Here is a 23,679-nt window from a genome sequence, read left to right on the forward strand (position 1 = left end):
CGGCTAGAACGTGAAGCCTTGGAAGCGGACGCTGTTGTCGAAGTTGGACAGCAGCAGGTCGGGCTCGCCGACCGTCCTGATGCCGGGCAGGCGGGTGAACAGCTCGCGGTACATGATCTTGATCTCCTGGCGGGCCAGGTTGGCGCCCAGGCAGAAGTGCGGCCCGGGGCCGCCGAACCCGACGTGCGGGTTGGGCTTGCGCGTGATGTCGAAGCGCCCGGCGTCGGGGAAGACCTCTTCGTCGCGGTTGGCCGAGCCGTAGAACAGCACCACCTTGTCGCCGGGCGACAGGCGCACCCCGCGCATCTCGTACGGCTCGGTGACCGTGCGGCGGAACTGCATGATGGGCGAGACGTACCGGACGGTCTCCTCGATGAAGCCGCCGATGTGCCCCTCGAAGTCGCCGGCGAGGCGCTCGCGCTCGCCGGGGTTGCCGGTGAGCAGCTTGAGGCCGTGGGCCATCGTGTTGCGCGCCGTCTCGTTGCCCGCGACCAGCAGCAGCGTGAAGAACGACCCGAGCTCGCGCGGGGTCAGCCGCTCGCCGTCCACGTTGGCGGTCACCAGGGCCGAGACGAGATCGTCCCCCGGCTCGCGCTCGCGCTCCCGGCCGAGCCGGATGACCAGCCGCTGCAGGGCGAACAGGGCGGCCATGTTGCGCCCGGCCATCGCGACCGTGCGCGGCAGGCTCATGCGCACCCCGGTGTAGGCCGTGGACGCGTCCACGTGCGCGTGCACCTTGGCCCGGATGTCGCCGGGGATGCCCATCATGTCGCAGATGACGGTGATGGGGAGCCGGGCGGCGACCTGGGCGACGAAGTCGCGCGGCCCCTGCGCCACCACGTCGTCCACGATGCGCGCGGCGGCCTCGGCGATGCCCGAGTCCAGGCGGGCGAGCATCTTGGGGGAGAACGCGCGCGAGACGATCCTGCGCAGGCGGGCGTGCCGGGGGTCGTCCAGGTTGACCATCGAGTCGCCGAAGACGTGCTTCACCCAGCCCGGCGGCTCGGGGTTGGTGACGGCGGGCTCGCTGGAGAACACCTTGGCGTTGCGGCTCGCCTCCACGACGTCGGCGTGCCGTACGAGCGCGTGGAAACCGGCGCCCGAGCGCAGCAGCGGCACCCGGCGCTCGGGGAAGAACACCGGGTGCGCAAGCGCGCGCAGCCGCGCGAAGTCGCGCTCGCGCTCGTGCGGGGGCCTGCGCCAGAACGCCAGGTCCGCCAGATCGATGCCCGTCTCCACCGCCGTCGTCACGGTCCAATCCTGGCACGGGCATGACCTGCCCCAGGCAGAGGCGGGGAACAGGCTGGGCACCGGCGGGGCACGGGTGCGAGGCACGCCCCTGGTGCGGAGGGGGCCGCCCCGGCCCTTCACTGGTACGGCTGCCACCTCGTGGTCAGGTCGCCGGCCTTGTAGGTGCGCATGCGGTGCTCCCACTGGGCGCGCACGGCCGGGTTGCTGCGCAGGATGGGCAGCACGCTGGTGACGAGCTTCAGCTCCCGCAGGCGGCGCAGCACGGGGAAGCCCTCCCAGCCCATCACGTCGAGGCCGTACCGCCTGGCCAGCGGGGCGTGGTCGTCGCCCGGGTAGTCCAGGCGCAGGCGGCCCACCGCCACCGGCGTCAGGTCCCACTCGCGCGGGCCGACGCTCGTGCTGTCGAAGTCGCACAGCACGGGGCCGCGCCGCCCGGCGATGAGGTTGCCGAGGAACGCGTCGCCGTGGATGACGCCGGGCGGCAGCACGAACCGCAGCCCGGCCAGCGACGCCTCGACCTCGTCGCACTCGCGCAGCAGGAACGCGTGGTCCTCCGCCGACAGTTCCTCCGGCTCCGCCAGGCGCCTGCGCACCTCGTCCATCGGCGACCAGGGCGGCAGCCCGCCGGGCGGAGGCGGCAGGCGGTGCAGGCGGCGCAGCAGACCCGCGAGCTGGGCGCCGTCCGGGCGCGGCCCGTTGTCCTGCACCCGCTCCCACAGCGTGATCACCTGGCCGTCCAGCCGGATGGGCTGCTCGACGCCCGCGAGCAGCCGCACCGCGGGAAAGCGGTGGCGCTCCAGCCAGCACGCGACCCGCACGACCGTGTCCACGCGCTCGCGCGCGGCGGTGGACCCGGCGATGCGGACGACCACCGGGTCCGCGGCGAGCCGGAAGACGGCGTTGTTGGTGAACTTGATCAGCTCGGCGTGGGCCGGGTCCAGGCCGGTGCCGGCGCAGACGGCGGCCAGCAGCGAGCGAAGGTTGTCGCGGGTGAGGCCCCCCGAGGGGTCGACCGTGGTGAGGCTCATAGGGCGCGCACGTCGGCGATGCGCCGGCCCAGCTCCCGCACCTCGGGGTCGTGCGGCAGCTCCGCCGCCGCGGCCTGCAGCGGCTTGAGCCGGTCCACCGTCCTGACCGACCTGATCTGGGTGACCAGGGTGACGGCCTCGTTCCCGTTGTCCACGCCGTTCTCGACGTCGCGGAGCATGAGCTGCGCGGTCGCGAGCGCGATCAGCTCGAACACCTTGCTGCGCACGTAGGTGTCGCCGCGCTGGCGCACGCTGCCCGACAGGCAGTCCGCCGCCTTCTCCAGATGTCCGGGATAGTGGTACGACAGCGCGGAATGCGTCATGCCCTCGGCGGCCTTGAGGTCGGCCTGGCCGAAGAACCTGACCCATTCGGGGGCCCCCAGGGAGTCGGAGCGCATGAACTCGTCACGGGCCCGGTGCATCGACTTCAGCGCCAGCCTGCGGTCCCCGAGCAGTCCGTAGGCCCACGCCTCGTTGGCGCACAGCATGGCGACGGTCAGCTCGCAGCTCGCGTCCTGGGCGCAGATCTGGCCGAGCTGGAAGAACCGCAGGGCGTCCTCGACGCGGCCGATGTGCAGGAAGACGCGGCCCATCCGGTAGAGGGCGTTGGCCGCGAGGGAGGCGTCGCCCGCGTGCTTGGCCTGTTCCAGCGCGCGCGCCAGGTGCCGGCGGGCGTGGACGTGCAGGCCGACGTCGAAGGACGTCCACCCGGCGAGGTTGTGCTGGTCGGCCAGCGCACGGTGCAGGCGGATCTCGACCTCCTCCGAGCAGGATGCGCCCAGCAGGCGCTGGGACCAGGAGAGCTGCGCCACGATCGAGTCCCGGCAGATGCCGCCGCCGTAGCGGTAGTCGAGATGGCGCAGGGCCTTGGTGATCGACTCGACCTGGTCCACCTCGGTGTCGCCGATCCTGCACGGGACCGGGGTGTCGACGCGGTTCACCGGCAGGCTCCAGTCGTCGAGATCGGCCACGCTCGCCCCGATGGCGACCTGGGCGGCGTGGGCCAGCAGGCGGCGCGCCCTCTCGTCCTCGTCGGCGTCGTCCCCGGGGAGCGCCGGCGCGAGCGCGGGCATGGCGGTGTCGTCGTAGGCCAGGCCCATGTACCCGCGCGGGACGCCGAGGCCGTCCGCGATGCGCGCGAGCACGTCGTAGGCCATGACCTGACGCCCGTTCATGATCTCGGAGATCTCGGACTGTGACTGGCCGGTGAGCGCGGCGATGCGGCGCTGGGAGACGCCGATGCGTTGGAGGAGGAGATAAACGGTGGCGATGTCACGGGCCGAGAGGGCCTGCCGCATTTGCGGTCTCTCCCAGACGGTGAAGCTGATGGTCTGCTCGCTCGCATGAGTGACGTTCATGCCGACCTTTCGAAAAGCCAAGTGAGCTGACCTCCCAATTAACCAGGTGACAAGAGGTCGCGGAGGGGGGAACGGGAGGAGCGATCGCCCGGGCTGATCGGTTCGGCCGATCAGAGGCAGATCCGGGATGGCTATCGGTGGTACTGCTTCCCACCGGGTGCAAACTTCCCCCACCATCGGGTTCACACCCCGGAGGAATCACCGCGCGCTTCCTCCGTCCGTCACCGAGGTCGATAGATCACAAGGAGTGATCGACTGATGCGCGCCGAGCAGCCCGTCACCAAGGCTCTCCATCGCACCGGGGTCACGGCGCAGGAGCGGCCCGCCCGCGACGGCCTGCGGATCCCCCGGAGCTCCACGCGGCTGACGGTGCTCGTCACCGCCCTGTCCCCCGGGTCGGCGTCCCGCGTCGCCCGCCTGGTCGTGCGCGGCGCGCTGGCGTGGGCGGGGGTGAACGAAGACGCGATCGGCGACGCCGAGATCACCGTGGCCGAGCTCGCCGCCAACTCCGAGCGGCACGCCGGCGGGCCCTACGAGCTGCGCGTCCACCATCTGGACGGCGTCCCGGTCTGGTGCGAGATGGTGGACGGCGGCGAGCTCGGCGAGGTCCCCGCCATCCTCCGCCGCCTGGCCACCGCGCCCGTGACGGGCCCCATGTTCGCCGAGAGCGGGCGCGGGCTGCTGCTGGCCCACCGGCTCTCGCACGGCCGCTGCTACGCCTATCCGACCACGCTGTCCTCCGGCGGCGGACCGGCCAAGGCCGTCGCCTTCCGCCTCCCCGCGCCCGCCTCCGTCCGGGACCACACCGTCCGGGACCACACCGCTCGGGACGGCGCCGTTCACGACCGCAGCGCTCAGGAGGACACCGCGAAGCCGAACAGGCCGCCGGCCGCGCCGGTCAGGGCGCGGGCGTCGGAGGTGCGCAGGCCCGTGTAGGAGCCCTTCCTGACCCGGGCGGGGATCACGGTGACCCTGCCCGCGCCGGGGGCGCCCACGACCAGCCCGGAGCCGGTGATGGCGACGGACGACCCGAACTGGTCGCCCGGCCGTCCCGCCCGGCCGCCGACCACCACGTGGTGGTGGGCGGTGAGCCCGCCGGTACGGGTGCCCGCCAGCACGAGCACCTCGCCGGCGCCGGGCAGGCCCACGGCGAGCTCGGCGTCGCCGTCCCCGTTGAGGTCCCCGGCCGCGAGCGCGGAGCCGAGCCTGTCGGTGTTGAGGCTCTTGCCGGTGACACCCTTGGTCTTGCGCGACCAGAACTCGCTGCCCGCCGCGGTCAGCCCGTCCGCCGTCCCGTACAGGACGTGCACGGCGCCGTTGCCGTACATCGGGCCGTCCTGGTAGGCGTCCAGCCCCTCGCCGGGCACGCCGATGGCCAGGTCGTCGCGCCCGTCGCGGTCGAAGTCGCCGGAGGCCAGCGCGGCGCCCAGGTTGTCCCACTTCTCGGCCTCCCCCGGCATGCCGGGGCTGTTCTGGGTGTAGACGCCCGCCTGCCTGTGGCGCGGGTCGGCGATCGTGACCGCGCCGACGCCGGAGGTGGCGCCCACGTTGGCCCCCGGCGCGCCGATGGCCAGCTCGGCTTTGCCGTCCCCGTCGAAGTCGCCGGCCGCGACCGCCGCGCCGAACAGGTCGGTCTCGGTGTGCTCCTGGGCGATCCACGGCGTGGCCTCGGTCAGCAGCGTGCCCTTCCCCCGCACCGGGCGTCCGCCCAGGCCGAACAGGCCGACGCCGCCGCCCTCCTCCAGGCCGGGGACGCCGGCGATCAGCTCGTCGTCGCCGTCGCCGTCCAGGTCGGCCGCGGTCAGCGCCGCGCCGAAGCGGTCGGTGTCGCGGGAGCGGCCGAGGCGGGTCACGTCGAGCGTGCCGTCCGCGACGAGGCCGCGTGCGGTGCCGCGCAGCAGGTGGACGACGCCGTTGCCGTCGGCGCCGTCGGGGACCGGCGTGCCCGCGAACTCCTCCGAGGCGCCGATCGCCAGGTCCGCGCACCCGTCCCCGTCGAAGTCGCCGGAGGCCACCGCCGCGCCGAAGGAGTCGCCGCGCTCGGGCGCGTCCCCGAGCCCGGCCGTGCCCTGCGCGAGCACCGCGGCCTTCTTCCCGCCCCGGTAGAGCGTGACCGTGCCGGCCCGCGCCTGGTCGTCCACGGTGTCGTACGGCGCCGCCACGGCCAGGTACGGCCCCGCGCATCCGGCCGTGGCCGCGGTCTCATGGGCGGGGACGGCGGCCAGGGCGGGCGCCTGAACGGCCGTGAGGGCGAGCGCCAGGGACGTGGTGGCGAGGACGCGCGGCGCGCGCCAGGGGGTCATGTCCGGGATCTCCTCGGGTGGGGCGGCGCTCAGGTGAGGGTGCGCTCGCCGGCGGGGACGGTGAAGGTGGCGGCGGTCCTGGCCGGGGCGCCCTTGCGGCTGATGTGGTCCAGCGTCCTGAAGTCGGCGGTGAGCGCGTCCGGGCCCGCGGTGCACATGATGTAGCCGCGGCGCTCGTTGACGAACCTCAGGGCCGGGTTCTCCGCCAGCAGCGCCGCGTCCCTGGCCGGGTCGTGGTACCCGTCGCCGTCGCTGGAGATGGAGGTGCTGACGAGCTCCACGCCGACCCGCCGGGCGTCGGGGTCGTCGAAGTCGGCCGTGAGGTCGGAGGCGGAGGCCACGTGGGCGTCGCCGGTGAGCACCACCGGGTTGCCGGCGTTCGAGGAGCTCAGGGCGCGCAGCAGGCGGTCCCGGTCGGCCGGGTAGCCGTCCCAGGCGTCGACGTTGAGCTCGCGGCCCGGGCCGAGGCGGTAGTCGCGCTGTCCCACGACGACCTGCTGGGCGACCAGGTTCCAGGTGGCGGGCGAGGCCCCGAGGCCGGCGGCGAGCCACGTCATCTGATCCTCGCCGAGCATCACCCGCTCCTGGCCGAGCCGCTCGTCGCAGCCGGACCGCATGCCGTCGCCGCAGGGCTGGTCGTCGCGGAACTGGCGGGTGTCCAGCAGGTGGAACGTGGCCAGCGCGCCCCAGTCCACCCGCCTGTTGATCTTCACGTGCCGTCCGCGCGCGACGGCCGAGGCGCGCAGCGGCATGTTCTCGTAGTACGCCTGGAACCCCGCCGCCTTGCGCGCCTCGAAGGCCGGGGCCTGCGTGCCGGGCACGTCGGCCGCCCAGTTGTTCTCCACCTCGTGGTCGTCGAAGATGACCAGCCACGGGCTGGTGCGGTGCGCGAGCTGAAGGTCGGGGTCGGTCTTGTACTGGGCGTGCCGCAGGCGGTAGTCGGCGAGCGTCTGCAGCTTGCCGCCCACGTGGCGGCGCACGTTGCCCTGCGCGGCGGTGTAGACGCCGCCGGAGTACTCGTAGATGTAGTCGCCGAGGTGGACCACCAGGTCGGGGTGCTGCTCGGCCATCCGGCGGTAGGCGGTGTAGAACCCGTGCTCGTACTGGGCGCAGGAGACGGCCGCGAACGTGAACGCGCCGGTCGCGGTGGACGCCGCCGGCGCGGTGCGGGTGCGGCCGGTCTCCGAGACGTGGCCGCCGGCGCGGAACCGGTAGAAGTACTCGCGGCCGGGCGCCAGCCCGTGCACCTCGACGTGCACGGCGTGCGCCGAGCCCGGCCGCGCGGTCGCGGTCCCGGCGCGCACGACCTGGCGGAAGCCCTCGTCGGCCGCCACCTGCCAGGCGACGTCGGCGTCACGGGACGGCATGCCGCCGCGGCCGTCGGGGGCCAGCGGGTCGGGGGCGAGCCGCGTCCACAGGACGAAACCGTCCGGCGCCGGGTCCCCGGAGGCGATGCCGAGCGTGAACGGGTCCGGCGCGAGGCGGCCGGCTCGTGTGGAGGCGGCCCGCGAGCCGGCCGGAGGCGGTCCGGAGGCGGCGGCGGAGCCGGGGACGAGGAGTCCTCCGGCCCCCGCCGCGGTGGCGATCAGGAATACTCTTCGTGACGGCTTCTGCTCCACACCATCAGTGCAGACTCCCCGGCCGACCTGCGGGCGATTCCCGGATGTCGGCCACGTGAACAGCTGCGGGACAGGCGCCCGCGCTACCCACGGTGATTGAACGTCCGTCTACGCCGAGGCGTACTCTTCCGGGACACCGGGCGAAGTTCCCTGATCGCCGCCTCCGCGCCGCCACCGCCCCGCGCTAAGTGACCTTGCTGCGATTCTTGCCGTACAGGCTGGCCGCGATGATCACGCCGATGACGGCGAGGACGATCTGGAGTACCAGTTCCAGCCAGTCGATGCCCCGGGTGGCGGCGACCCCGAGCGCCCCGGCGATGGCGGTGCCGATGAGCGCGGCCACGATGCCGATCACGATCGTGAGCCAGATGGGAATGCTCTGCCGCCCAGGTATGACGAGCCGCGCGATCACGCCGATCACCAGACCGACGATGATCGCGCTGAAGATTCCGGTTATGTGCATCGCTTTCACGCCTCCCTATTTCGGTTGCCCTCCATATGCCCCAAAATTGGAGGACCGATACGCGTCGGCGCAGGTCAACAGGGGTGTGTTACCGCGTCGCCGGGCCGTCCAGGACCGCCTTGAGACCGTCCCGCAGCGTGTCGGCGCCACGGAAGTGGACGGCCGCCATGCCGGCGGACTCGGCGCCGGAGACGTTCACGAGCCGGTCGTCGATGAACACGCACTCGGACGGGCGGGCGCTCAGCTCGGCGGCCACCCGCAGGTAGATCTCGGCGTCGGGTTTCACCAGGCCCAGGTGTCCGCTGTAGAAGCGGGCGTTCATGGTGGTGATCCACGGCAGGCGTTCGATGCCGTCCGCCACGCACACCGGCGCGTTGGACAGCAGCGCCACCCGCCTGCCGGACGCGCGGACCTCCTCCAGGACGGCGACGGCGCCCTCGTTGGCGTGGGTCCAGCTCGCGATGTCCAGCCGCACCAGAAGCTCGACCTCCGCGTCGCGCACCCGGCGGCCGAGGACCTCCGACCAGTACGCGGCCGGGGTGAGCGTGCCGCGGTCGAACTCCAGCCGATGCTCCCAGTACCCCCGCCAGAAGAGGTCGGGGTCGATGCCCGACGCCTCCGCCATGCGCGTGCGGTCGGCCTCCGGCTGAGACAGGCTCAGCACTTCCCCGTAGTCGAAGAGCACCCATTTCATGATCGCGATATTACCGAACGTCAGACTTTGAGGAACGGCTCCACATGCTCGTTGACGGCCCCGCAGGCGAGGTAGTTCCGCACGGTGTGGAAGTCGGCCCAGTTGATGTTCACTTTCTCGTCGAGCGCGACGCCGTCGAACAAGCCCCTCAGCGCGCCCGGGATGGCGGCGATGTCGTCCTTGTCGGCGATGTTCACCCAGCGGCGGACCCCGCGCGGGCACCGGCCCCGCCCGGCCTGCGGCAGCGGCTGGAGGCGTTCGAAGATCACACCGCGCATGCCCAGAGGGCTGCCGAGGGTGATCAGCAGGTCCACCGACAGGTCCGGATGCGCCCACAGCGCCTCGTAGGTCACCACGCTGCCCAGCGAGTGCGCGATGACGACCGCGGGCCGGTGGCGGCGGATCGTCGCGGCGACGGCGTCACGGGCGCGCACCCGCGCGGCCGCGTCCGCGCTCGCCAGGTAGGCGGCGACCTCCGGGCAGAAGTCCTCGGCGAAGTCCTTGGCGTGCGGGCCGAGCCGCAGCAGCAGCCACTCGGCGAGCCGGTGGATCAGCCCGGTGAGCCGCTCCCCCGCGAAGTCGCCGACCTCGCCGAGCTGGCGCATCCACCCGGTCAGCACGAACTGGGACTCGGCGTCCATCTTGCGCAGATCGGTCTTGAGCGCCGCGGGGGTGCCGGCGCGCAGCAGGTGCGCGTAGTAGGCGATGTCGGTGATGTAGGACTGCCCCGTGTAGGGCGCGCCGCCGGTCAGGCCGGCGTGCAGGTAACGGTCCCACTTGGCGCGCATGGTGCCCGCCGCGCCCTCGGCCGTCCCGGCCGCCTGGAAATAGCGGTACTTCCCGATGCCGTGCACGCCCACGATCGCCGCCACCGTACGGCCCTCCCACAGTCGCCCCGCCCACCGCCGGGCACGACCGGCGCTCAACGACAAGCACACTGTGCCGGACCAGCTAGATCCCCACAACCCGATCGCCAACATAGGCAAGCCACAATCCCCAGCCCCAAACCCCTCCCCTCCCCCTTCACACCCCCAGCCCCTGCATCACCCTCCTCACACCATCCACCCGGCTTCACCTCCCTAGGACTATCCGCCCCGCATCGCCCTCCTCGGACCATCCGCCCGGCTTCACCTCCACGCCCTCACGGCGCACGCCGTCAGCCTGTGGCCTCACTCCATATGGCGCTGTATGGCTTGGCGCGGAGCTCTGTCGCGCCGGGCTGGGCAGTATTCCCGTACAAATGGCTTGATCGGTGACGGGAGGGTCCGGTTACGCTGGTGCCATGCCTGGTCCGCTGCTCGTCGGAGGCTCGGTCGTCATCCCGGACGCCGAGCTCGCCTGGCGTTTCTCCCGCTCGTCCGGGCCTGGCGGTCAGGGCGTCAACACCACCGACAGCCGTGTGGAGCTGAGCTTCGACCTCGCCGCCACCACGGCCCTGTCCCCGCCGCTGAAGGCCCGCGCCCTGGAACGGCTCGCGCCGCGGCTCACCGACGGCGTGCTCACCATCGCCGCCTCCGAATACCGCTCCCAGCTCCGCAACCGGGAGGCCGCCCGCGCGCGCCTGGCACATGCGATCGCCCAGGCCATCGCTCCCCCGCCCAAGAGCCGCAGGGCCACCAAGCCGTCCCGCCGCGTGGCCGAACGCCGCCTCGCCGCCAAGCGCCACCGCTCCGAACTGAAGCGCCTCCGCCGCGCCGACGACGCCTGATCCGCGCCGCCCTTTCCCCACGCCGCCGGGTCAGTCGCGGCGGTCTTCCATCTCCCACAGGTGATCGATCACGTGCCAGGCCATCCGGCGGGCGGTGTAGCGCGGGGGCCAGCCTCCCGGGGCCGGCGGTGAGCCGTCGGACGGCACGCCCAGGACGGCGGTGATCTCTTGGCGCATCGCGTCCCGGGCCGCCAGGTCCCCCAATGGGAAGGGCCGGTGCCGGACGCCGATCTTGCGGGCGTAGGCGCGCTCGGCCTCCACCACGTGGGAGGTCATCTTGTCGCGGTCCCTGCCACCGCCGCGCGGCCCCTTGCGCAGTTCCTCCGGGGACCCCGCGACGACCTCGCCGAAGATCTCCCAGGCGGCGCGCAGCAGCGCGACATCGCGCTCGGCCGTCGCGGCGTCCACGGGGCGGGAGTCCAGTTCGGGGATCGCCTCGATGGCCCCGAAGTCGGTGGTCGTACCGCCCCGGGCCCGCTCCACCACCGCGAAGGCGTCCGGATCGAACGGCAGCCCCGCCCGTTCGGCGATCACCCGGTAGCGGGGGACGTATCGGGCCAGGTTCTCCAGGGCGTCCTCCTCGCCCTTTCCGATACGGCACCACCCCGGCCAGTCATGGGCGCACGCGAAGACCTTCTTGGGGCCGATCTCCAGATACACATCAGTCATAACCCCATAGTTCCCCGTATAGCTGTCATAACCTGACAGGTTTCCCATCGTGAAACGCCGGCTACTCCACCAGGTCGATCAGGTCGGCCACGGAGTCGACCACCCGCGAAGGACGGAACGGATACCGCTCGATCTGGTCCTTGGACGTGACCCCCGTCAGCACGAGGATCGTGTGCAGCCCCGCCTCCATGCCCGCCACGATGTCGGTGTCCATGCGGTCGCCGATCATCGCCGTCGTCTCGCTGTGCCCGTCGATGGCGTTCAGCGCGCTGCGCATCATCATCGGGTTCGGCTTGCCCACGAAGTACGGCTCGACGCCCGTCGCCTTGGTGATCATCGCGGCGACCGCGCCGCAGGCCGGCAGCGACCCCTCGGCGGACGGCCCGATCGGGTCGGGGTTGGTCGCGATGAACCGCGCGCCCGCGTCGATCAGCCGGATCGCCCGCGTGATCGCCGTGAAGCTGTAGGTGCGGGTCTCGCCGAGCACCACGTAGTCCGGAGCGATGTCGGTGAGGATGTAACCGACCTCGTGCAGGGCTGTGGTCAGCCCCGCCTCCCCGATCACGTACGCCGAGCCGCCCGGCCGCTGGTCGCCCAGGAACTTGGCGGTCGCCAGCGCCGAGGTCCAGATCGACTCCGGCGGCACCTCCAGCCCGACGCCGCGCAGCCGCACCGAAAGGTCGCGCGGCGTGTAGATGGAGTTGTTCGTCAACACCAGGAATCGTTTACCCGAATCGCGAAGCCGGCGTATGAACTCCGCGGCCCCCGGCACGGGGTTTCCCTCGTGCACCAGGACGCCGTCCATGTCGGACAGCCAGCATTCGATCGGCTTGCGCTCGTTCACCGTTCTCCCGGATGTGCGTACCACCCTGCGACGCAACAAGAATGCCAGGCCGCCTCACCCCACCCGCACGTCCGGGTCTTCCCGAGCGACTCGGCCAAGGCGGACGCGCCGCGTCGCTCGTGGCTTGGTAGCCTCACGCCCGTGGATCATGGAGCTGGGCTCGTCGAGCGGGTCATCGAGTCGGTCACGGCCGGCCCGGGTCGGCTGTTCGCCGAACACGACCGATGGCTGGGACCGTGGATCGAGGGTGAACCCGAGCCGATGGCGGCCGGGTCGCTGGAGAAGCTGACGCTGCCGAGTGGCCGACCACTCCCACCCGGCCTGCGCACGTGGCTGGGCTTCGACACCAGCCTGTTGCGCCGGTTCGACTGGTTCGCCGACAAGGACACCGATCAGCTCACCCCGGTGACGCTGACGGACTTCGTCCGTGCGATCGAGATACGAGGGTATGAGGACGCTGACCTCGACGAGCCCGACGAGGACGGCGTGGCCTGGAACGACATCTGGGGACGCGAATCGCTTCGGCCCCTGGCCCGGTTCGACGAATGCCTGCCGCTGCCCAGCCCGGGACGAAGCGTGGGCCTGCATCTCGCCCTCGTCACCGGCGAGCCGGACGAGTTCGGCGAGCACCCGGTCTTCTACTACGCAGACCTCGCTCGCGACGTGCCGGAATTCGGCGTGCAGTACCCCGGTTTCGACGTGTACCTCGCGCACATGGCCGGCGTGCTGGACATCGATTTCTCCCGCGGAATCACCGCCCTGAACACCCATCCGGACTATGGCCCCCGAATGCGTCACCACGCCTGGCACTGCTTCAACGGCGAACTGAGCGGGTTTCCCTTCTCGTAACGCGACGCTCCCACCCGTCCGCTCCGGTTCCCCGGGGTCACTGCCCATTTCGACGGCTGTGCGGCTAGAGTCCGGGAAGGTGGAGCGAATCGAGATCGACGGGCGCCCCGCCACCGTGGACGACCTGCGCCACCCCGCCCTGCGCAACTACGGGCACTTCACGGCCATGCAGGTCCGCGACCGCAGGGTCAGAGGGCTCAGTCTGCACCTGGAACGCCTGGACTCCGCGACCAGAGAGCTGTTCGGCCGCGACCTCGACGGCGAAGTGGTCCGCGCCCGCATTCGGCACGCCCTCGCCGGCGACGTCCACGACGCCTCCGTCCGGGTGTACATCTTCGGCCGCGACCTGCCCACCTGGGGCGAGGTCGAGCCAAGCGTCATGGTCACCGTCCGTCCGCCCGTGGACCCTCCGAACCCGCCGCGCAACGTCTGGCCCGCCCCCTACCAGCGCCCGGCCGCCCACATCAAGCACGTCGGCGGCTTCGGCCAGGAGTACTTCCTGCGCATGGCCGAACGGGCCGGCTACGACGAAGCCCTGCTCGTCGCCCCCGACGGCACCATCGCCGAAGGCGCCGTCACCAACATCGGCTTCTCCGACGGAGAGTCCATCGTCTGGCCGGAAGCCCCCATGCTGCGCGGCATCACCCTGGCCCTGGTGGAACGAGGACTCGCCGAGATGGGCATCCCGGCCCGCCGCCAAGTCATCCGCCTGGCGGACCTGCCCTCCCTGCGCGCCGCCTTCCTCACCAACTCCCGCGGCATCATGTCCGTCCAGAGAATCGGCTCCCGCCGCTTCCCCGTCGACTACCCCTTGATGAAAACCCTCCAAGACGCCTACGAACGCAACCCCTGGCACCTGCTCTGACCTCGGCGGCAACGGTGAGCAACGACAACAGGCCGGCCCGGAGGGGCTGCCCGGACACCGGACTCCTCAAGACCCGACAATGAGGCGATTTCACCGGCTGAGGTGTGTTGAGCCCACCCGCGCACCGCCTTCGTAGCCGATCACCGCGATCCCACCCCACAGCGCGCGTAACCCAGGCCCCTGAACGCGTACGGATCAAACGCCCGACAACGACGGCCGCCCACTCAACAACCACGCCGCCCTTGCCTGTAGCAGCAATGGGTGGGCTTGCAGTGAGCAACCACAACGGACCGGCACGGGTGGGCCGCGCAGCCTACAAAACTCGGAAGGGTCGGAACCAAGGGGATTCACCGGCTGGGGTGTGTTGAGCCCACCCGTGCACCACCATTGTGGCTGATCACCGCGATCCCACCCCACAACGCGCGTAACCCAGGCGCCCGAACACGCGCAGATCAAATCGCCCGATAGCGCCAGCGACTCACCCACCAATCACGCCTCGCACCTGCGCACTGAAGGGTGGGCTCACGGTGAGCAACCACAACAGACCTGCACGGGCGGGCCGCGCAGTTCACAAGCTTGAGATGCCTCAGAGCGATCTTTGTCAGATTGGACGGTCTCCCGCGACGGCCACCTGATGCCCGGCCGTCCGGCGTCTCGGTCGCCGGGTTCGCCGCCGGTGCTAGGCGTTCGCTCGGCGGAGGCGTTCGGCTGCTTGTGCCCTGAGCGCATCGCCGGACACCGGGATGTCACCGTGCAGTGCTTCCCATCGGGCATTGTGCGCCGCCGGCCACAAGCCGGCCGCCCACGCGATCTCCTGCTCCTGGGCCGTGAACGAGCGCTCCCGAATGTCCTGATAAGCGGCTAGGAACGCCTCGGAGCTTTCGATCGGCGCCAGCGTGGGCGGCCCGGCGCTGGCGAACGCGCCACTCGCCGCTCCCACCAGCGCCGCCTCCGGTTGCCACGCCAGGCTGTCCCAGTCGTGCACCGCCCACACCTCCCGGCCGTGCCATCGGAGGTTCTGCGCCTCGAAGTCGGCGTGACCGAGCACGCACGGCAGGTCGGCGGCCAGCATCCGCCTGCGGACCCGGTCGGCCGTCTCGATGACGTACGCGGGCACGGCGCTCTGGTCCCGGTCATCGAGGAACTCGATCGCCGGCCACACCCCGTGATCCGTGTGGTCCCAACGCACCCAGCGCGGATTCGGCAGCGGCGGCGCGACGGTCACGTCGATCAGCTCGGCCATCAACCAGGCGAACACCTCTGCGTAGCGCACGGCCACGTCCGGCGAGTCCCCGTGCAACACCTCACCGCCGGGCCGGAACTCCTCGGCGTGCACGGCCAGCGCGCCGACACCGACCGCCGGCGTCAGTGGCCGCGCACAGGGAAAACCGCGTTCGGCCAACCGGGCCTGCGCCGCGACGCATGACACGGCCCGACCGTCATCAGCGCGCGCCTTGACCGCGACGTCCCTACCATCGGCCAACCGGAGACCGAACACCATCGACGTCTGTCGTAGCTGGAACAGCACGTCGGCGGGTTCACACCCCAGATGGTCCAGACACCAAGCCGGCAACCAGCCCCGCAGATCGCCCACCAGCACACTGAGGACTGTGCCATGTCCACCGAACGCAATGGAAGCGATGGCCGTGCGCGTGCGCCGCGTCCCGCAGGATCGCCGCGCCCGTGTCACAGGCACCGGAGCCGGCTCCGCCCCGCTGGGCACCGCTACTTCTCGCTGACATCCCATGCCGTACCAGCAAGATCACTATGGGATCGAGAACATCCGCTCAGGCCATGTCCCAGAGCAGCCGGTAGTACGCGATGCGTTCCGGGTCCGGGGCGATGCCGTACGCCTCGTACACGATGCCGTCGTACCCCGGGCCGTGGTTCCACTCGGTGCTCCAGGCGGCGACCGCGAGGTCGGCCCACCGGTCGGCGACGCCGAGGGAGCCCAGGTCGACGTGCGCGGCGAACGTGCCGTCGTCGTGGAGCAGCGTGTTGGGGGCGCACGCGTCGCCGTGGCAGACGACCAGGCGATCGATGGGGGGCGGCGCGCCGAGGCGCGCCCGGGACTCGGCGAGATCGAGGTGCCGGTGCTCGGGGAACCGGTCGGCCGGGCCTTCACCGTCGGCGATGCGCTCGTCGGCGCGGGCGAGCCGCCGCTCGACGCTCCACTCGAACGGGCACTGCTCCACGGGCAGGGCGTCGTGCAGCACGCGCAGCCCTCGCCCGATGGCGGCCGCCGCGGCCGCCGGGTCGGCGATCCACCGCGGGTCCACCGCCGAGCGGCCGTGGACCGCCGCCGTGACCAGCCACGCGCCGTCGGCGTCCGTGCCGTGCTCGATGACGGGCGGGACGGTCACCCATCTCTGCGCCCAGGCCAGGCGGGCGGCTTCGCCAGGAAGGTCGATCTCCGGCGTGCCGGCCGCCACCCACTTGACGTACCTGACGCCGCCGCGCCCGTCCTCAAGGCGGAACGTCAGGCCGCCGAGTTCGTTGCGCCACACCGGAGTGACCGTGTCGTCGCCGGCGAGCGCCGCGACGACGGCGGGGATGGCGACCGGACCGGTCGGGATCTCTGCTACGACGTGACCGCTCATAAGGACGTGATCGTCCCAAGAGGGCGGCCCGAGCGGCAAACGGTTTACCGGGCACCGGGCCCGCCGAAGGGGCCGTCAGGCGAGGTGGTGTGTCAGGGCTTCGGCGGAAGTGTGGGCGTTCGGGGTGTCGGCCAAGGCCAGCCCGTCGCGGACCTTGGCGGCCTGGCGCAGGACCCGGCGCGAGGAGACCTCTCGGAGGCCGCCGGTGCTCGCGGCGGCGATGGCGGCGGCCTCGTCCACCTCGCCCGCCCGGAGGAGGACGTCGGCGAGGTTGAGCTGCGCGGCCGTGCGGTTGCGGACATAGGAGCCGCCGGTGTGGGCGACCGAGGCCCGGAAGTACGGCACCGCCGACTTGTGCTTACCGGCGTTCGCGTACAGGTGTGCCTGGGTGGCCTCCAGTTCGGCACGGCCGAAGAACGACGTCCAAGCCGGGGCGGGGCGTCCTCGCGCGGGCCGTTCCATGAGGCGCATGGCGGCGGCCAGTCGGGCGCCCGCGGCGGCATGCTCGGTCATGAGCGACAACGCGCGGGTCTCACGGCTGGCGATCACCGCCATCAAGATCGGGCATTCGAGGGGTTTGGCGTGGTGGGTCGCCGCGGTGAGCAGGTCACGGGCGTGCCGGGGCCGCCCCTCGTAGATGGCCTGGAGGCCGAGCATCGACAGGGATTGGACTTTGAGCTCGGTGCTGTCCAACGTCGTGCCGATGGTCAGCCCCTCGTTCCAGTAATGGCGCGCCGTTTCGTGCTCACAGGCGTCGAAGTACACGTAAGCGCAGAAGTTCGAGGTCTCCCCGGCCAGGAGACGGAGCTGGCCGCCCACCGAGTCGGGGTAGGAACCGGTCTCGATGATCCGGCGGATGCGGTGCAGGTGCCGGACGACCAGCGTGGCGACCTCGGTGCCGCCGTGGGCGTTGCCCAGAGTACGGAGGGCGTGAAGTCCAGCGCGCAACTCCTGGACCTGCTGCGCGCCGACCGGTTCCGGAGCTGTGAAAGTGCCCACGGCCATGGCCGCCGTTGTTCCCATTGCAGTCGTCACGAATGTACGACGGTCCACGTCCGATTCCTCTATTTCGTCCGTTATTAGGAACCTACGTGGGTTTATTTCACCGTACGGCGCGGGCGGGAAACCAAGGTCGGCCGGATTAACCCCGAACATGGCGTACAGTACCCGCCACGCTCGTCGGCGAGGCTGGGGCGGATCGGGCATGCACCAGCGGCGGAACTGGCGGTCGGTCAGCTCGGAAGGTTCGCCGATCATGTACGCCGCCTGCGTGAACGCCGCCAGGAAGGTCGCGGGCCGGTTCCAGCCGCGCTCCTCGCACGCCTGCTCGAACAACGTCTTCTGCCGTCCCATACCTACCTCCAGTGACGGTCGCACTGCGGAGCGTAATGGAAAGTCCAGAAAAGCAAAGCCCTGTGAGCGAGAAAAGTTGGAGCGGCGGTCGCCGAGAAGATCGTTCGTTTGCCGTGCGCCGCCGGTTGTCTTGGAGGCCGGAATTCCCCCCTGTGGAAGGACACCCCGGGCCGATGAGAATCTATTCTTACGATGGACGGCAGGAAAGCGCGGTTTTCCCTGGTAGAGAAGTATCGGCCGGGGAGGCCCGGCGCTGGCTGCGCAAGATCCTCGCCGACCACCCGCGTCGCGACGACGCCGTGCTCCTGTTCTCGGAGATCTTCACCAACGCGGTGGCCCATACGGCGTCCCCGCGGATCCCGGTCACCGTCCTCGTCGAATGGGACGGAACCGTGCAGGTCAAGGTCACCGACCAGGGAGGAGCCACTGCGCCGTGCCCCTGCCGCGCCGCCCCCGACGCTCTGACCGAGCACGGGCGCGGCATCACCCTCGTCCGCGCCCTCTCCAGGCGCTGGGGCTTCATCAAGGACACCACCGGCTGCACGGTCTGGTTCACACTCGCCCCACAGTCCCCACCCCTGGACGGCGACCGTCCTCCCTGCGCACACGACCGGCGCGCCACCTACCAGGAGGCCTGACCGCGCGATTCACCACCGCACATCCGGTCGCCGCGCAGGTTTGGGTGGGCTCACGGCGATCGGCCACGACGGTGCCGCACGGGTGGGCTCGATCACTTCGATGACTCTGCGAGTCGTCTGGATGGCCGGCTGTACGGCGAGGTCAAGGTGAAGGGTGGTTTGTGGTGGTTGAGGTGTGTTGAGCCCACCCGTGCGGCACCATCGTGGCCGGGCGCCGCGAGCCCACCCCATAACTGCACGCGGGCGAGCCGCCGAGCCAGCGACTTCCGTGCCGTTCGACAAGAGAACCGCAGGCTGCGCGAATGTCGATCACTGCCGGGTCGGGGGTTGCGCGCTCGTGGATGGGCTTACGGTGATCGGCCACGACCGCACGGGTGGGCTCGATCACTTCGTATCGTTCTACGCAGTCGTCTAGATGACCCGCTTCACGGCCATAACCGCGCGCCGGCGAGCCGCGGAGCTCGGAGAACCGCGTGCCGTGGGGCATCGCGCGGTGGGGTCAGGCGGCGGTGCGGGCCGTGGTGAGGGCCAGGGTGGTGTAGCGCATGGTGAAGCCGCCGCCGACCGCGTCTATGGCCGCCCCGGTGGCGGTGAGGAGTTCCTGGAGCAGGTCCGGCGGGAGCCGGGTGTGGAAGCCGTGGGTGGGGAGGACGTCGAGCCACTCGTCGCGCGTGTAGTGCAGCTCCCAGGGGAACCGCCACTCCTCCGGCTCGCCGAACGCGCCCGCCTGCCGTATCCCGTCCGCCGCCTTGGCGGCCATCACCCCGTAGCCCTCCATGGGGGACGTCGCCGCGCCGTTGACCGGCAGGTCGGGCAGTACGCGCCGATAGATCTCGGCGGACCGCTCCGCCAGGTCGGCGGGCAGCTCGGCGACGTTCCAGAACACCGCCAGCCGGCCGCCGGGGCGCAGCACGCGCGCCGCCTTGGCCGCGCCCGCGACCGCGTCCACCCAGTGCCACGCCTGTCCGGCGATGACCGCGTCGAACTCCCGCCCGGCGGGGTCCCACGCCTCGAACGTCGCCACCTCGACCTCCAGCCCGTCGCGCCGGGCCGGTTCGGCCATCCGCGCGTCGGCGTCGACGCCGAGCACCCGGCACCCGGCCGCCCGGAACAGCCGGGACGCTATGCCGGTGCCGCAGCCGACGTCCAGGACGTCGGGTCCGGGACTGGCGGCGACGATCCGGGCCACCATGGCGTCGGGGTAGCCGGGGCGGGCCCGGTCGTAGCGTTCGGCGTCCGCGCCGAAGGACTCCGCGACCTGCCGCAACCGGTGGAGCTGCTGGGGAGGCTCTTCCTGCGAAGGTATGGTGGGCATGCGCCCACCATAGTGGGCACATGCCCACTCGACAACCGCGTGGGCCGCACGACGAGGGAGTGAGGGATCCACCATGCCGACGGGCGTGGCCATCCGCGACGTCAGGGAGCAACTCTTCGACGCGGCGGAACGCGTGCTGCTGCGCGACGGGCCGAGCGCGCTGACCAGCCGGGCCGTCACCACGGAGGCGGGCTGCGCCAAGGGCGTCCTGCACCGGCACTTCGACGACTTCGACGGCTTCCTCGCCGAGTTCGTGCTCGACCGCGCCGCCCGCATGGCCCCTCAGGCGGTCGCCGTGCTGGAGACGGCGGGAACCGGCACCGTCGCCGGCAACCTCACCGGCGTGCTCACGGACCTGTTCGACTCGGTCGCCGTGGCCATCGTGCCCCTGATCATCTTCCGGGACGAGCTGCGCGCCCGCCTGCGCCGCACCTGGCCCTCCGGCATCCCCATCCTGGCCGAGGGCGCCGCGATGATCACCTCCTACCTCACCGCCGAACGCGCTCTCGGCCGCCTCGCCCCCGACGCCGACGTCGAGACCCTGGCCCCCACCCTGATCGGCGCCACCCACCACCTGTTCGCCGACCGCACCGGCACCCCGCCGCGGACCGAGACCGTCCTCAGGACGGTGAACACGATCATCGCCAAAGCCCTCCCCTGACCACGGCCCCGGCCGGGCCGCGGCGGGCACACCGTGCGGGCCCGCCGCGGTCACGACGGGCCCGCACGGCGTCAGGACGGGGCCAGGGCCGTGAGCGCCTCCTCGGCGCGGCGCATGGACTCGGCGGCGTCGGTGCCCGGGGCGACCATCTCGGGGTCGAAGTTGAGGTCGTGGAACAGCTCGGTCAGACCAGTGGTGGAGAGGCGTTCGACGTCGGCGCGGATCTCGTCGAGCGAGCCGGTGAGCATGGGACGGCCGGGCAGGCCGGCCTCGCGCACCTTGGTGGAGCCCCGGCAGATGAAGCGCAGCGACTCCGGATCGCGGCCCGCCGCCCGGGCAGCGTCCTTGATGATGCGGATCTGGTCCTGGATGGCGGACAGGTCGGTGCGGCTGGAGCTGATCCAGCCGTCGGCCAGCTCGCCCGCGCGGCGCAGCGCCGGCTCGGCGGTCCCGCCGAGCAGCACGGGCGGCGGGCCCGGCCGGGGCTTGGGGTCCAGGTGCGCGGGCGGCACCTCGTAGAACTCGCCCTTGTGCGAGACGAGGTCCTCGGTCCACAGCCGCCGCAGCACCTGCAGGTACTCCACCGCCCGGCGGCCGCGCGCGGCCATGGGGACGCCCGAGGCGGTGAACTCCTCCGCCAGCCACCCGAGGCCGAGCCCCGCGTCCAGGCGCCCGCCCGAGACGTCCTGCAGCGTGGCGAGCTGCTTGGCGAGCAGCGCCGGGGAGTAGAAGGGCAGGTTCACGATCGCGAGGCCGAGCCGGATGTCCTCGGTGACGCCCGCGAGGAACGACAGCGTGACGATCGGGTCCTGCACCGATCGGTAGACCGGGCCCATCGGGTGACCCACCGGATACAGAAGCCGCTGGAACGCCCACAGCGACGCGTAGCCGAGCTCCTGCGCCCGCCGCGCGACACGGACCATGTTCGCGGGCGTCGCCCACGGACCCGAAACCGGTACCCCGAAGCCAATTTTCATGGTCACCACCATATGACCGCGGCGTAGATTGGACCGGTGACCGGCGAAGGCGCGTTGACCTCCCCTCCCCTGGCCGAGTCCCTCGCGGCCCTCGTCGGCGGGGGCCCGTGGACGGTGCTCAAGGACACCAAGGTGACCGTGGTGCGCTCCGGCGACCTGGTCGTCAAGGCGCACCCGCCGGACACCGACGAGACGGCGCTGGCCGCCCGGCTGCGCATGGCCGCGGCGCTGCCCGGCGTGCTGCTGCCCCCGGCCTCGCCGCGCGTCGGGCACGTCGCCGGCCGGCCCGTCACCGTCTGGCCGGCGGGCGAGCCGGTCGATCCGGGCGACCCGGACGCCGCGCCGTGGGAGGCGGCGGCCGTGCTGCTGGCCCGCCTGCACGCCACACCCCTGGACACTCCCCTGGACGGCTCGGCCGCGAGCCCCGTGGACGGCGCACAGGCCACACCACCGGACGGTGTGCCCCTGTCGCGCGCGCTGCCGCCGGCCGGTGGTCCGGCGCGCGTCGCCCGCGCTGTCGCATTGCTGGACGCACTGGACGGGCAGGCATCGGAAGGGCGGAACGGGCCGGGCGGGGCGTACGCGGCGCCCGTGGCCGTCATCCGCGCCGCCTTCGCCACGCTGCCGCGCGAGGCCCGCGCCGCCGCGTCCGGCCTCGTGCCCGCGGCGCGGGCGGAAGGGCCGCACGCGGTGACGCACGGCGACTGGCACCTCGGGCAGATCGTGCGCCATCGCGGCGCGTGGGCGCTCATCGACGTGGACGACCTCGGCGTGGGCGTGGCCGCCTGGGACCTGGCGCGCCCCGCCGCGTGGTACGCCACCGGACTGCTGTCCCCGGACCTGTGGGAACGGTTCCTCTGCGCCTACCTCGGCGCGGGCGGATCCGCCGTCCCCGCAGGGGATCCGTGGCGGGAACTGGACGTGCCGGCCCGCGCGTTGACGGTGCAGTTGGCGGCCACGGCGGTGGCGGCGGCGGGCGCGGAGGGCAGGCCTCTCGACGAGGTCGAGCGGACCCTCGTCTCCTCCTGCGGGAGGATCACCCAAGCCGCCGCCACGCGGTAGGGTCGCCTGAGTCCAGCCTGAAGGAGAACGACTCGATGCGTTGCCCCAAGTGCAGCGGTACCATGCGGACCTTCGATCGCAACGGCGTCCACATCGAGCAGTGCGACAACTGCCGCGGCATCTTCCTGGACTACGGAGAGCTGGAGACGCTGTCCAGGATCGAGAACCAGTGGGCGCAGCAGACCTACTCCGCGCCTCCGCCGCCGCCCGCGGCCCACGGCGGCCCGGCGTGGGGGACCCCCCACCACGGACACCACCGGGGCCACCACCAGCGCAGCTGGGTGGGCATGCTCTTCTCGAGCTGACGCGCGGCCGGGACACGGCGCACGCACCGGCGCTCTCGCGGCGCCGGTGCCGAGCCTCCGGCGGTGTCTCCCTCGTGTCCCGCTCGTGTCCCGCTCCGGCGGGGTGACCGCTCCCGTGCGCCCGCTCCGCCGAGCGGGCGGGCGCCGGGTCAGCCGGGGAAGTCCTCCGGGTCCACCTCGACGCTGCGCACGTTGCCCCCGATGACGGGGCGCAGCGTGATGGTCCAGGACATGGGCCTGATGTACGTGGCGGTCCGCTGGGTCCTGAACGCCAGGTCCTTGCCGAACTTCTTGAACAGGCAGTCGCGCGTGAAGGCGCGCGTGCGCCGGTCCCAGTCGGATCCGCTGGTGTAGTAGACCTTGTAGGTGCCGTCCGGCACGCCGGTGACCGTGACGTTCTTGCCCTTGCGGATGTAGAAGCGGGTGACGGCCCTCTTGCCGCGCACCACGCTGATCACGGTGTCGGACGTCGCGCCGTTCTTGACGATCAGGTGCCCGAGCCCGCCGCGGGGTCCCCGGCGGATGAACGCCCCGTTGGACAGCCGCCGGGACTGCTCCTTGGGCGTCTTCAGCCGGGCGACGTCGGCCGGGTAGTCGCCCTTGGCCGCGAGCTCGCCGCCCGCGTCCTTGACCGCGCCGTACCCGTCCGTCCCGCCGAGCCGGGCGAGGACGGCCGACGGCGCGCACAGCTCGTGCCCGGCGACGGCGTCGCGCAGCGTGCCGAGGTCGCCGTCGAGGCCGCGCAGCGCGGCGAGGTAGTCGGAGTGCTCGGCGCCGATCTCGGCCGGCGGGCTGGCGGCGACGAGGCGTTCCACGGCGTCGCCCGCCGCGCTCTGGGCGCGTTCGAGCCGCTGGTCCAGCGACTTCAGCGTGCGCGCCTTGGGCAGGCCGTCGAGGGCGGACCCGAGCGGGCCGGCCGCGGACCTGAGGGTCTCGCGGTAGGCGCCGGCGAGGTCCGGCGTGGGGCTGGCGGCGGGCGCGGAGTCCACGGGGCCGCGGACGGGCGCGGAGGGCTCGCCGGAGGTGCAGGCGGCCAGGGCCGTCGCCAGGGAGAGGGTCACGGCAAGCGCGGCGGGAGACCGCCGGTGGGCGCTCATCCGGACATGATCGACGAGCT

24 protein-coding genes are annotated in these 23,679 nt (G+C 72.0%); 8 read left to right on the forward strand and 16 right to left on the reverse strand.

Going from position 1 to position 23,679, the window contains the following annotated elements; genetic code table 11:
- Positions 1-3: 3 nt before the first annotated feature.
- From BJ982_RS29620 to BJ982_RS29630, 3 genes are all read right to left on the reverse strand, one after another.
- Positions 4-1,251 (reverse strand): cytochrome P450, encoded by a 1,248-nt coding sequence (locus tag BJ982_RS29620; RefSeq protein ID WP_184885451.1) that lies wholly within the window; start codon positions 1,249-1,251, stop codon positions 4-6.
- 116 nt (positions 1,252-1,367) lie between these two features.
- Positions 1,368-2,279, reverse strand: coding sequence for a phosphotransferase enzyme family protein (locus BJ982_RS29625; RefSeq protein WP_184885452.1), 912 nt, complete (start codon positions 2,277-2,279; stop codon positions 1,368-1,370).
- A complete protein-coding gene (locus BJ982_RS29630) occupies positions 2,276-3,637 on the reverse strand; it encodes a helix-turn-helix domain-containing protein (protein ID WP_203959068.1) in 1,362 nt (453 codons plus the stop codon). The genes BJ982_RS29625 and BJ982_RS29630 overlap by 4 nt, the downstream gene beginning before the upstream one ends.
- Positions 3,638-3,895: 258 nt before the next feature.
- Between BJ982_RS29630 and BJ982_RS29635 the strand changes: the two genes are divergently transcribed.
- The gene (locus BJ982_RS29635; protein WP_184885453.1) at positions 3,896-4,573 is read left to right on the forward strand and encodes an ATP-binding protein; all 678 of its coding nucleotides are present in this window, start codon (positions 3,896-3,898) and stop codon (positions 4,571-4,573) included.
- Here the strand turns inward: BJ982_RS29635 and BJ982_RS29640 are convergent.
- From BJ982_RS29640 to BJ982_RS29660, 5 genes are all read right to left on the reverse strand, one after another.
- Complete coding sequence (locus BJ982_RS29640) at positions 4,492-5,940, reverse strand: FG-GAP-like repeat-containing protein (RefSeq protein ID WP_184885454.1); 1,449 nt, start codon at positions 5,938-5,940, stop codon at positions 4,492-4,494. The genes BJ982_RS29635 and BJ982_RS29640 overlap by 82 nt on opposite strands.
- 29 nt (positions 5,941-5,969) lie before the next feature.
- Entirely contained in the window at positions 5,970-7,559 is a 1,590-nt protein-coding gene (locus BJ982_RS29645; RefSeq protein ID WP_184885455.1) for an alkaline phosphatase D family protein, read from the reverse strand.
- Between the two features lie 184 nt (positions 7,560-7,743).
- Positions 7,744-8,022: a GlsB/YeaQ/YmgE family stress response membrane protein gene (locus BJ982_RS29650; RefSeq protein ID WP_184885457.1), complete on the reverse strand. Its 279-nt coding sequence runs from the start codon at positions 8,020-8,022 to the stop codon at positions 7,744-7,746.
- An 88-nt stretch (positions 8,023-8,110) separates the two neighbouring features.
- Positions 8,111-8,716 carry an HAD family hydrolase gene (locus BJ982_RS29655; protein WP_184885459.1) on the reverse strand — a complete coding sequence of 202 codons (606 nt, stop codon included), beginning with the start codon at positions 8,714-8,716 and terminating at the stop codon, positions 8,111-8,113.
- Positions 8,717-8,736: 20 nt separating this feature from the next.
- A complete protein-coding gene (locus BJ982_RS29660; RefSeq protein ID WP_184885461.1) occupies positions 8,737-9,588 on the reverse strand; it encodes a hypothetical protein in 852 nt (283 codons plus the stop codon).
- Positions 9,589-9,998: 410 nt separating this feature from the next.
- On the opposite strand from BJ982_RS29660, the gene arfB reads away from it, so the two are divergent.
- Complete coding sequence (gene arfB, locus BJ982_RS29665; protein ID WP_184885463.1) at positions 9,999-10,424, forward strand: alternative ribosome rescue aminoacyl-tRNA hydrolase ArfB; 426 nt, start codon at positions 9,999-10,001, stop codon at positions 10,422-10,424.
- A 30-nt stretch (positions 10,425-10,454) separates the two neighbouring features.
- Here arfB and BJ982_RS29670 read toward each other — a convergent pair whose 3' ends face one another.
- Together BJ982_RS29670 and BJ982_RS29675 are read right to left on the reverse strand one after the other, a co-directional pair.
- Positions 10,455-11,093, reverse strand: a complete 639-nt coding sequence (locus tag BJ982_RS29670; RefSeq protein ID WP_184885465.1) for a hypothetical protein — start codon at positions 11,091-11,093, stop codon at positions 10,455-10,457.
- A gap of 61 nt (positions 11,094-11,154) precedes the next feature.
- Complete coding sequence (locus BJ982_RS29675) at positions 11,155-11,937, reverse strand: HAD-IIA family hydrolase (RefSeq protein ID WP_239122974.1); 783 nt, start codon at positions 11,935-11,937, stop codon at positions 11,155-11,157.
- A 141-nt stretch (positions 11,938-12,078) separates the two neighbouring features.
- Between BJ982_RS29675 and BJ982_RS29680 the strand changes: the two genes are divergently transcribed.
- Together BJ982_RS29680 and BJ982_RS29685 are read left to right on the forward strand one after the other, a co-directional pair.
- Complete coding sequence (locus BJ982_RS29680) at positions 12,079-12,786, forward strand: hypothetical protein (RefSeq protein ID WP_184885467.1); 708 nt, start codon at positions 12,079-12,081, stop codon at positions 12,784-12,786.
- Positions 12,787-12,865: 79 nt separating this feature from the next.
- Positions 12,866-13,651: an aminotransferase class IV gene (locus tag BJ982_RS29685; protein WP_184885469.1), complete on the forward strand. Its 786-nt coding sequence runs from the start codon at positions 12,866-12,868 to the stop codon at positions 13,649-13,651.
- Positions 13,652-14,330: 679 nt separating this feature from the next.
- Here BJ982_RS29685 and BJ982_RS29690 read toward each other — a convergent pair.
- The 3 genes from BJ982_RS29690 to BJ982_RS29700 form a co-directional block, all read right to left on the reverse strand.
- Positions 14,331-15,251: an aminoglycoside phosphotransferase/kinase family protein gene (locus BJ982_RS29690; RefSeq protein WP_184885471.1), complete on the reverse strand. Its 921-nt coding sequence runs from the start codon at positions 15,249-15,251 to the stop codon at positions 14,331-14,333.
- A gap of 187 nt (positions 15,252-15,438) precedes the next feature.
- Entirely contained in the window at positions 15,439-16,251 is an 813-nt protein-coding gene (locus tag BJ982_RS29695; RefSeq protein ID WP_184885473.1) for an aminoglycoside 3'-phosphotransferase, read from the reverse strand.
- Between the two features lie 75 nt (positions 16,252-16,326).
- A complete protein-coding gene (locus tag BJ982_RS29700) occupies positions 16,327-17,604 on the reverse strand; it encodes an NsdA family TPR-like regulatory protein (RefSeq protein WP_184885475.1) in 1,278 nt (425 codons plus the stop codon).
- Between the two features lie 173 nt (positions 17,605-17,777).
- Between BJ982_RS29700 and BJ982_RS29705 the strand changes: the two genes are divergently transcribed.
- Positions 17,778-18,242 carry an ATP-binding protein gene (locus BJ982_RS29705; RefSeq protein ID WP_184885477.1) on the forward strand — a complete coding sequence of 155 codons (465 nt, stop codon included), beginning with the start codon at positions 17,778-17,780 and terminating at the stop codon, positions 18,240-18,242.
- 499 nt (positions 18,243-18,741) lie between these two features.
- Here the strand turns inward: BJ982_RS29705 and BJ982_RS29710 are convergent, their stop codons facing one another.
- Entirely contained in the window at positions 18,742-19,557 is an 816-nt protein-coding gene (locus BJ982_RS29710; RefSeq protein WP_184885479.1) for a class I SAM-dependent methyltransferase, read from the reverse strand.
- A gap of 73 nt (positions 19,558-19,630) precedes the next feature.
- Here BJ982_RS29710 and BJ982_RS29715 point away from each other — a divergent pair, with 73 nt between their 5' ends.
- Positions 19,631-20,218, forward strand: a complete 588-nt coding sequence (locus BJ982_RS29715) for a TetR/AcrR family transcriptional regulator (protein WP_184885481.1) — start codon at positions 19,631-19,633, stop codon at positions 20,216-20,218.
- A 71-nt stretch (positions 20,219-20,289) separates the two neighbouring features.
- On the opposite strand, the gene BJ982_RS29720 is transcribed toward BJ982_RS29715, so the two are convergent.
- Positions 20,290-21,207 carry a TIGR03619 family F420-dependent LLM class oxidoreductase gene (locus tag BJ982_RS29720; RefSeq protein ID WP_311772290.1) on the reverse strand — a complete coding sequence of 306 codons (918 nt, stop codon included), beginning with the start codon at positions 21,205-21,207 and terminating at the stop codon, positions 20,290-20,292.
- A gap of 24 nt (positions 21,208-21,231) precedes the next feature.
- On the opposite strand from BJ982_RS29720, the gene BJ982_RS29725 reads away from it, so the two are divergent.
- Both BJ982_RS29725 and BJ982_RS29730 read left to right on the forward strand, forming a co-directional pair.
- Positions 21,232-22,257, forward strand: a complete 1,026-nt coding sequence (locus tag BJ982_RS29725; protein WP_239122972.1) for an aminoglycoside phosphotransferase/kinase family protein — start codon at positions 21,232-21,234, stop codon at positions 22,255-22,257.
- Positions 22,258-22,292: 35 nt separating this feature from the next.
- Positions 22,293-22,562: a TFIIB-type zinc ribbon-containing protein gene (locus BJ982_RS29730; protein ID WP_184885486.1), complete on the forward strand. Its 270-nt coding sequence runs from the start codon at positions 22,293-22,295 to the stop codon at positions 22,560-22,562.
- 149 nt (positions 22,563-22,711) lie between these two features.
- Here the strand turns inward: BJ982_RS29730 and BJ982_RS29735 are convergent, their stop codons facing one another.
- Positions 22,712-23,659: a hypothetical protein gene (locus BJ982_RS29735; RefSeq protein ID WP_184885488.1), complete on the reverse strand. Its 948-nt coding sequence runs from the start codon at positions 23,657-23,659 to the stop codon at positions 22,712-22,714.
- Positions 23,660-23,679 lie beyond the last annotated feature (20 nt).

The organism is Sphaerisporangium siamense, from assembly GCF_014205275.1.
Taxonomy (GTDB): domain Bacteria; phylum Actinomycetota; class Actinomycetes; order Streptosporangiales; family Streptosporangiaceae; genus Sphaerisporangium; species Sphaerisporangium siamense.

What these genes read in the sequence shown, in the direction of transcription:
- BJ982_RS29625 (WP_184885452.1), bottom strand. Translation starts at nt 2,279, where the DNA reads ATGAGCCTCACCACGGTCGACCCCTCGGGGGGCCTCACCCGCGACAAC.
- BJ982_RS29630 (WP_203959068.1), bottom strand. Translation starts at nt 3,637, where the DNA reads ATGAACGTCACTCATGCGAGCGAGCAGACCATCAGCTTCACCGTCTGG.
- BJ982_RS29635 (WP_184885453.1), top strand. Translation starts at nt 3,896, where the DNA reads ATGCGCGCCGAGCAGCCCGTCACCAAGGCTCTCCATCGCACCGGGGTC.
- BJ982_RS29640 (WP_184885454.1), bottom strand. Translation starts at nt 5,940, where the DNA reads ATGACCCCCTGGCGCGCGCCGCGCGTCCTCGCCACCACGTCCCTGGCG.
- BJ982_RS29650 (WP_184885457.1), bottom strand. Translation starts at nt 8,022, where the DNA reads ATGCACATAACCGGAATCTTCAGCGCGATCATCGTCGGTCTGGTGATC.
- BJ982_RS29655 (WP_184885459.1), bottom strand. Translation starts at nt 8,716, where the DNA reads ATGAAATGGGTGCTCTTCGACTACGGGGAAGTGCTGAGCCTGTCTCAG.
- arfB (WP_184885463.1), top strand. Translation starts at nt 9,999, where the DNA reads ATGCCTGGTCCGCTGCTCGTCGGAGGCTCGGTCGTCATCCCGGACGCC.
- BJ982_RS29670 (WP_184885465.1), bottom strand. Translation starts at nt 11,093, where the DNA reads ATGACTGATGTGTATCTGGAGATCGGCCCCAAGAAGGTCTTCGCGTGC.
- BJ982_RS29695 (WP_184885473.1), bottom strand. Translation starts at nt 16,251, where the DNA reads ATGAGCGGTCACGTCGTAGCAGAGATCCCGACCGGTCCGGTCGCCATC.
- BJ982_RS29700 (WP_184885475.1), bottom strand. Translation starts at nt 17,604, where the DNA reads ATGGGACGGCAGAAGACGTTGTTCGAGCAGGCGTGCGAGGAGCGCGGC.
- BJ982_RS29705 (WP_184885477.1), top strand. Translation starts at nt 17,778, where the DNA reads ATGAGAATCTATTCTTACGATGGACGGCAGGAAAGCGCGGTTTTCCCT.
- BJ982_RS29710 (WP_184885479.1), bottom strand. Translation starts at nt 19,557, where the DNA reads ATGCCCACCATACCTTCGCAGGAAGAGCCTCCCCAGCAGCTCCACCGG.
- BJ982_RS29715 (WP_184885481.1), top strand. Translation starts at nt 19,631, where the DNA reads ATGCCGACGGGCGTGGCCATCCGCGACGTCAGGGAGCAACTCTTCGAC.
- BJ982_RS29720 (WP_311772290.1), bottom strand. Translation starts at nt 21,207, where the DNA reads ATGGTGGTGACCATGAAAATTGGCTTCGGGGTACCGGTTTCGGGTCCG.
- BJ982_RS29730 (WP_184885486.1), top strand. Translation starts at nt 22,293, where the DNA reads ATGCGTTGCCCCAAGTGCAGCGGTACCATGCGGACCTTCGATCGCAAC.
- BJ982_RS29735 (WP_184885488.1), bottom strand. Translation starts at nt 23,659, where the DNA reads ATGAGCGCCCACCGGCGGTCTCCCGCCGCGCTTGCCGTGACCCTCTCC.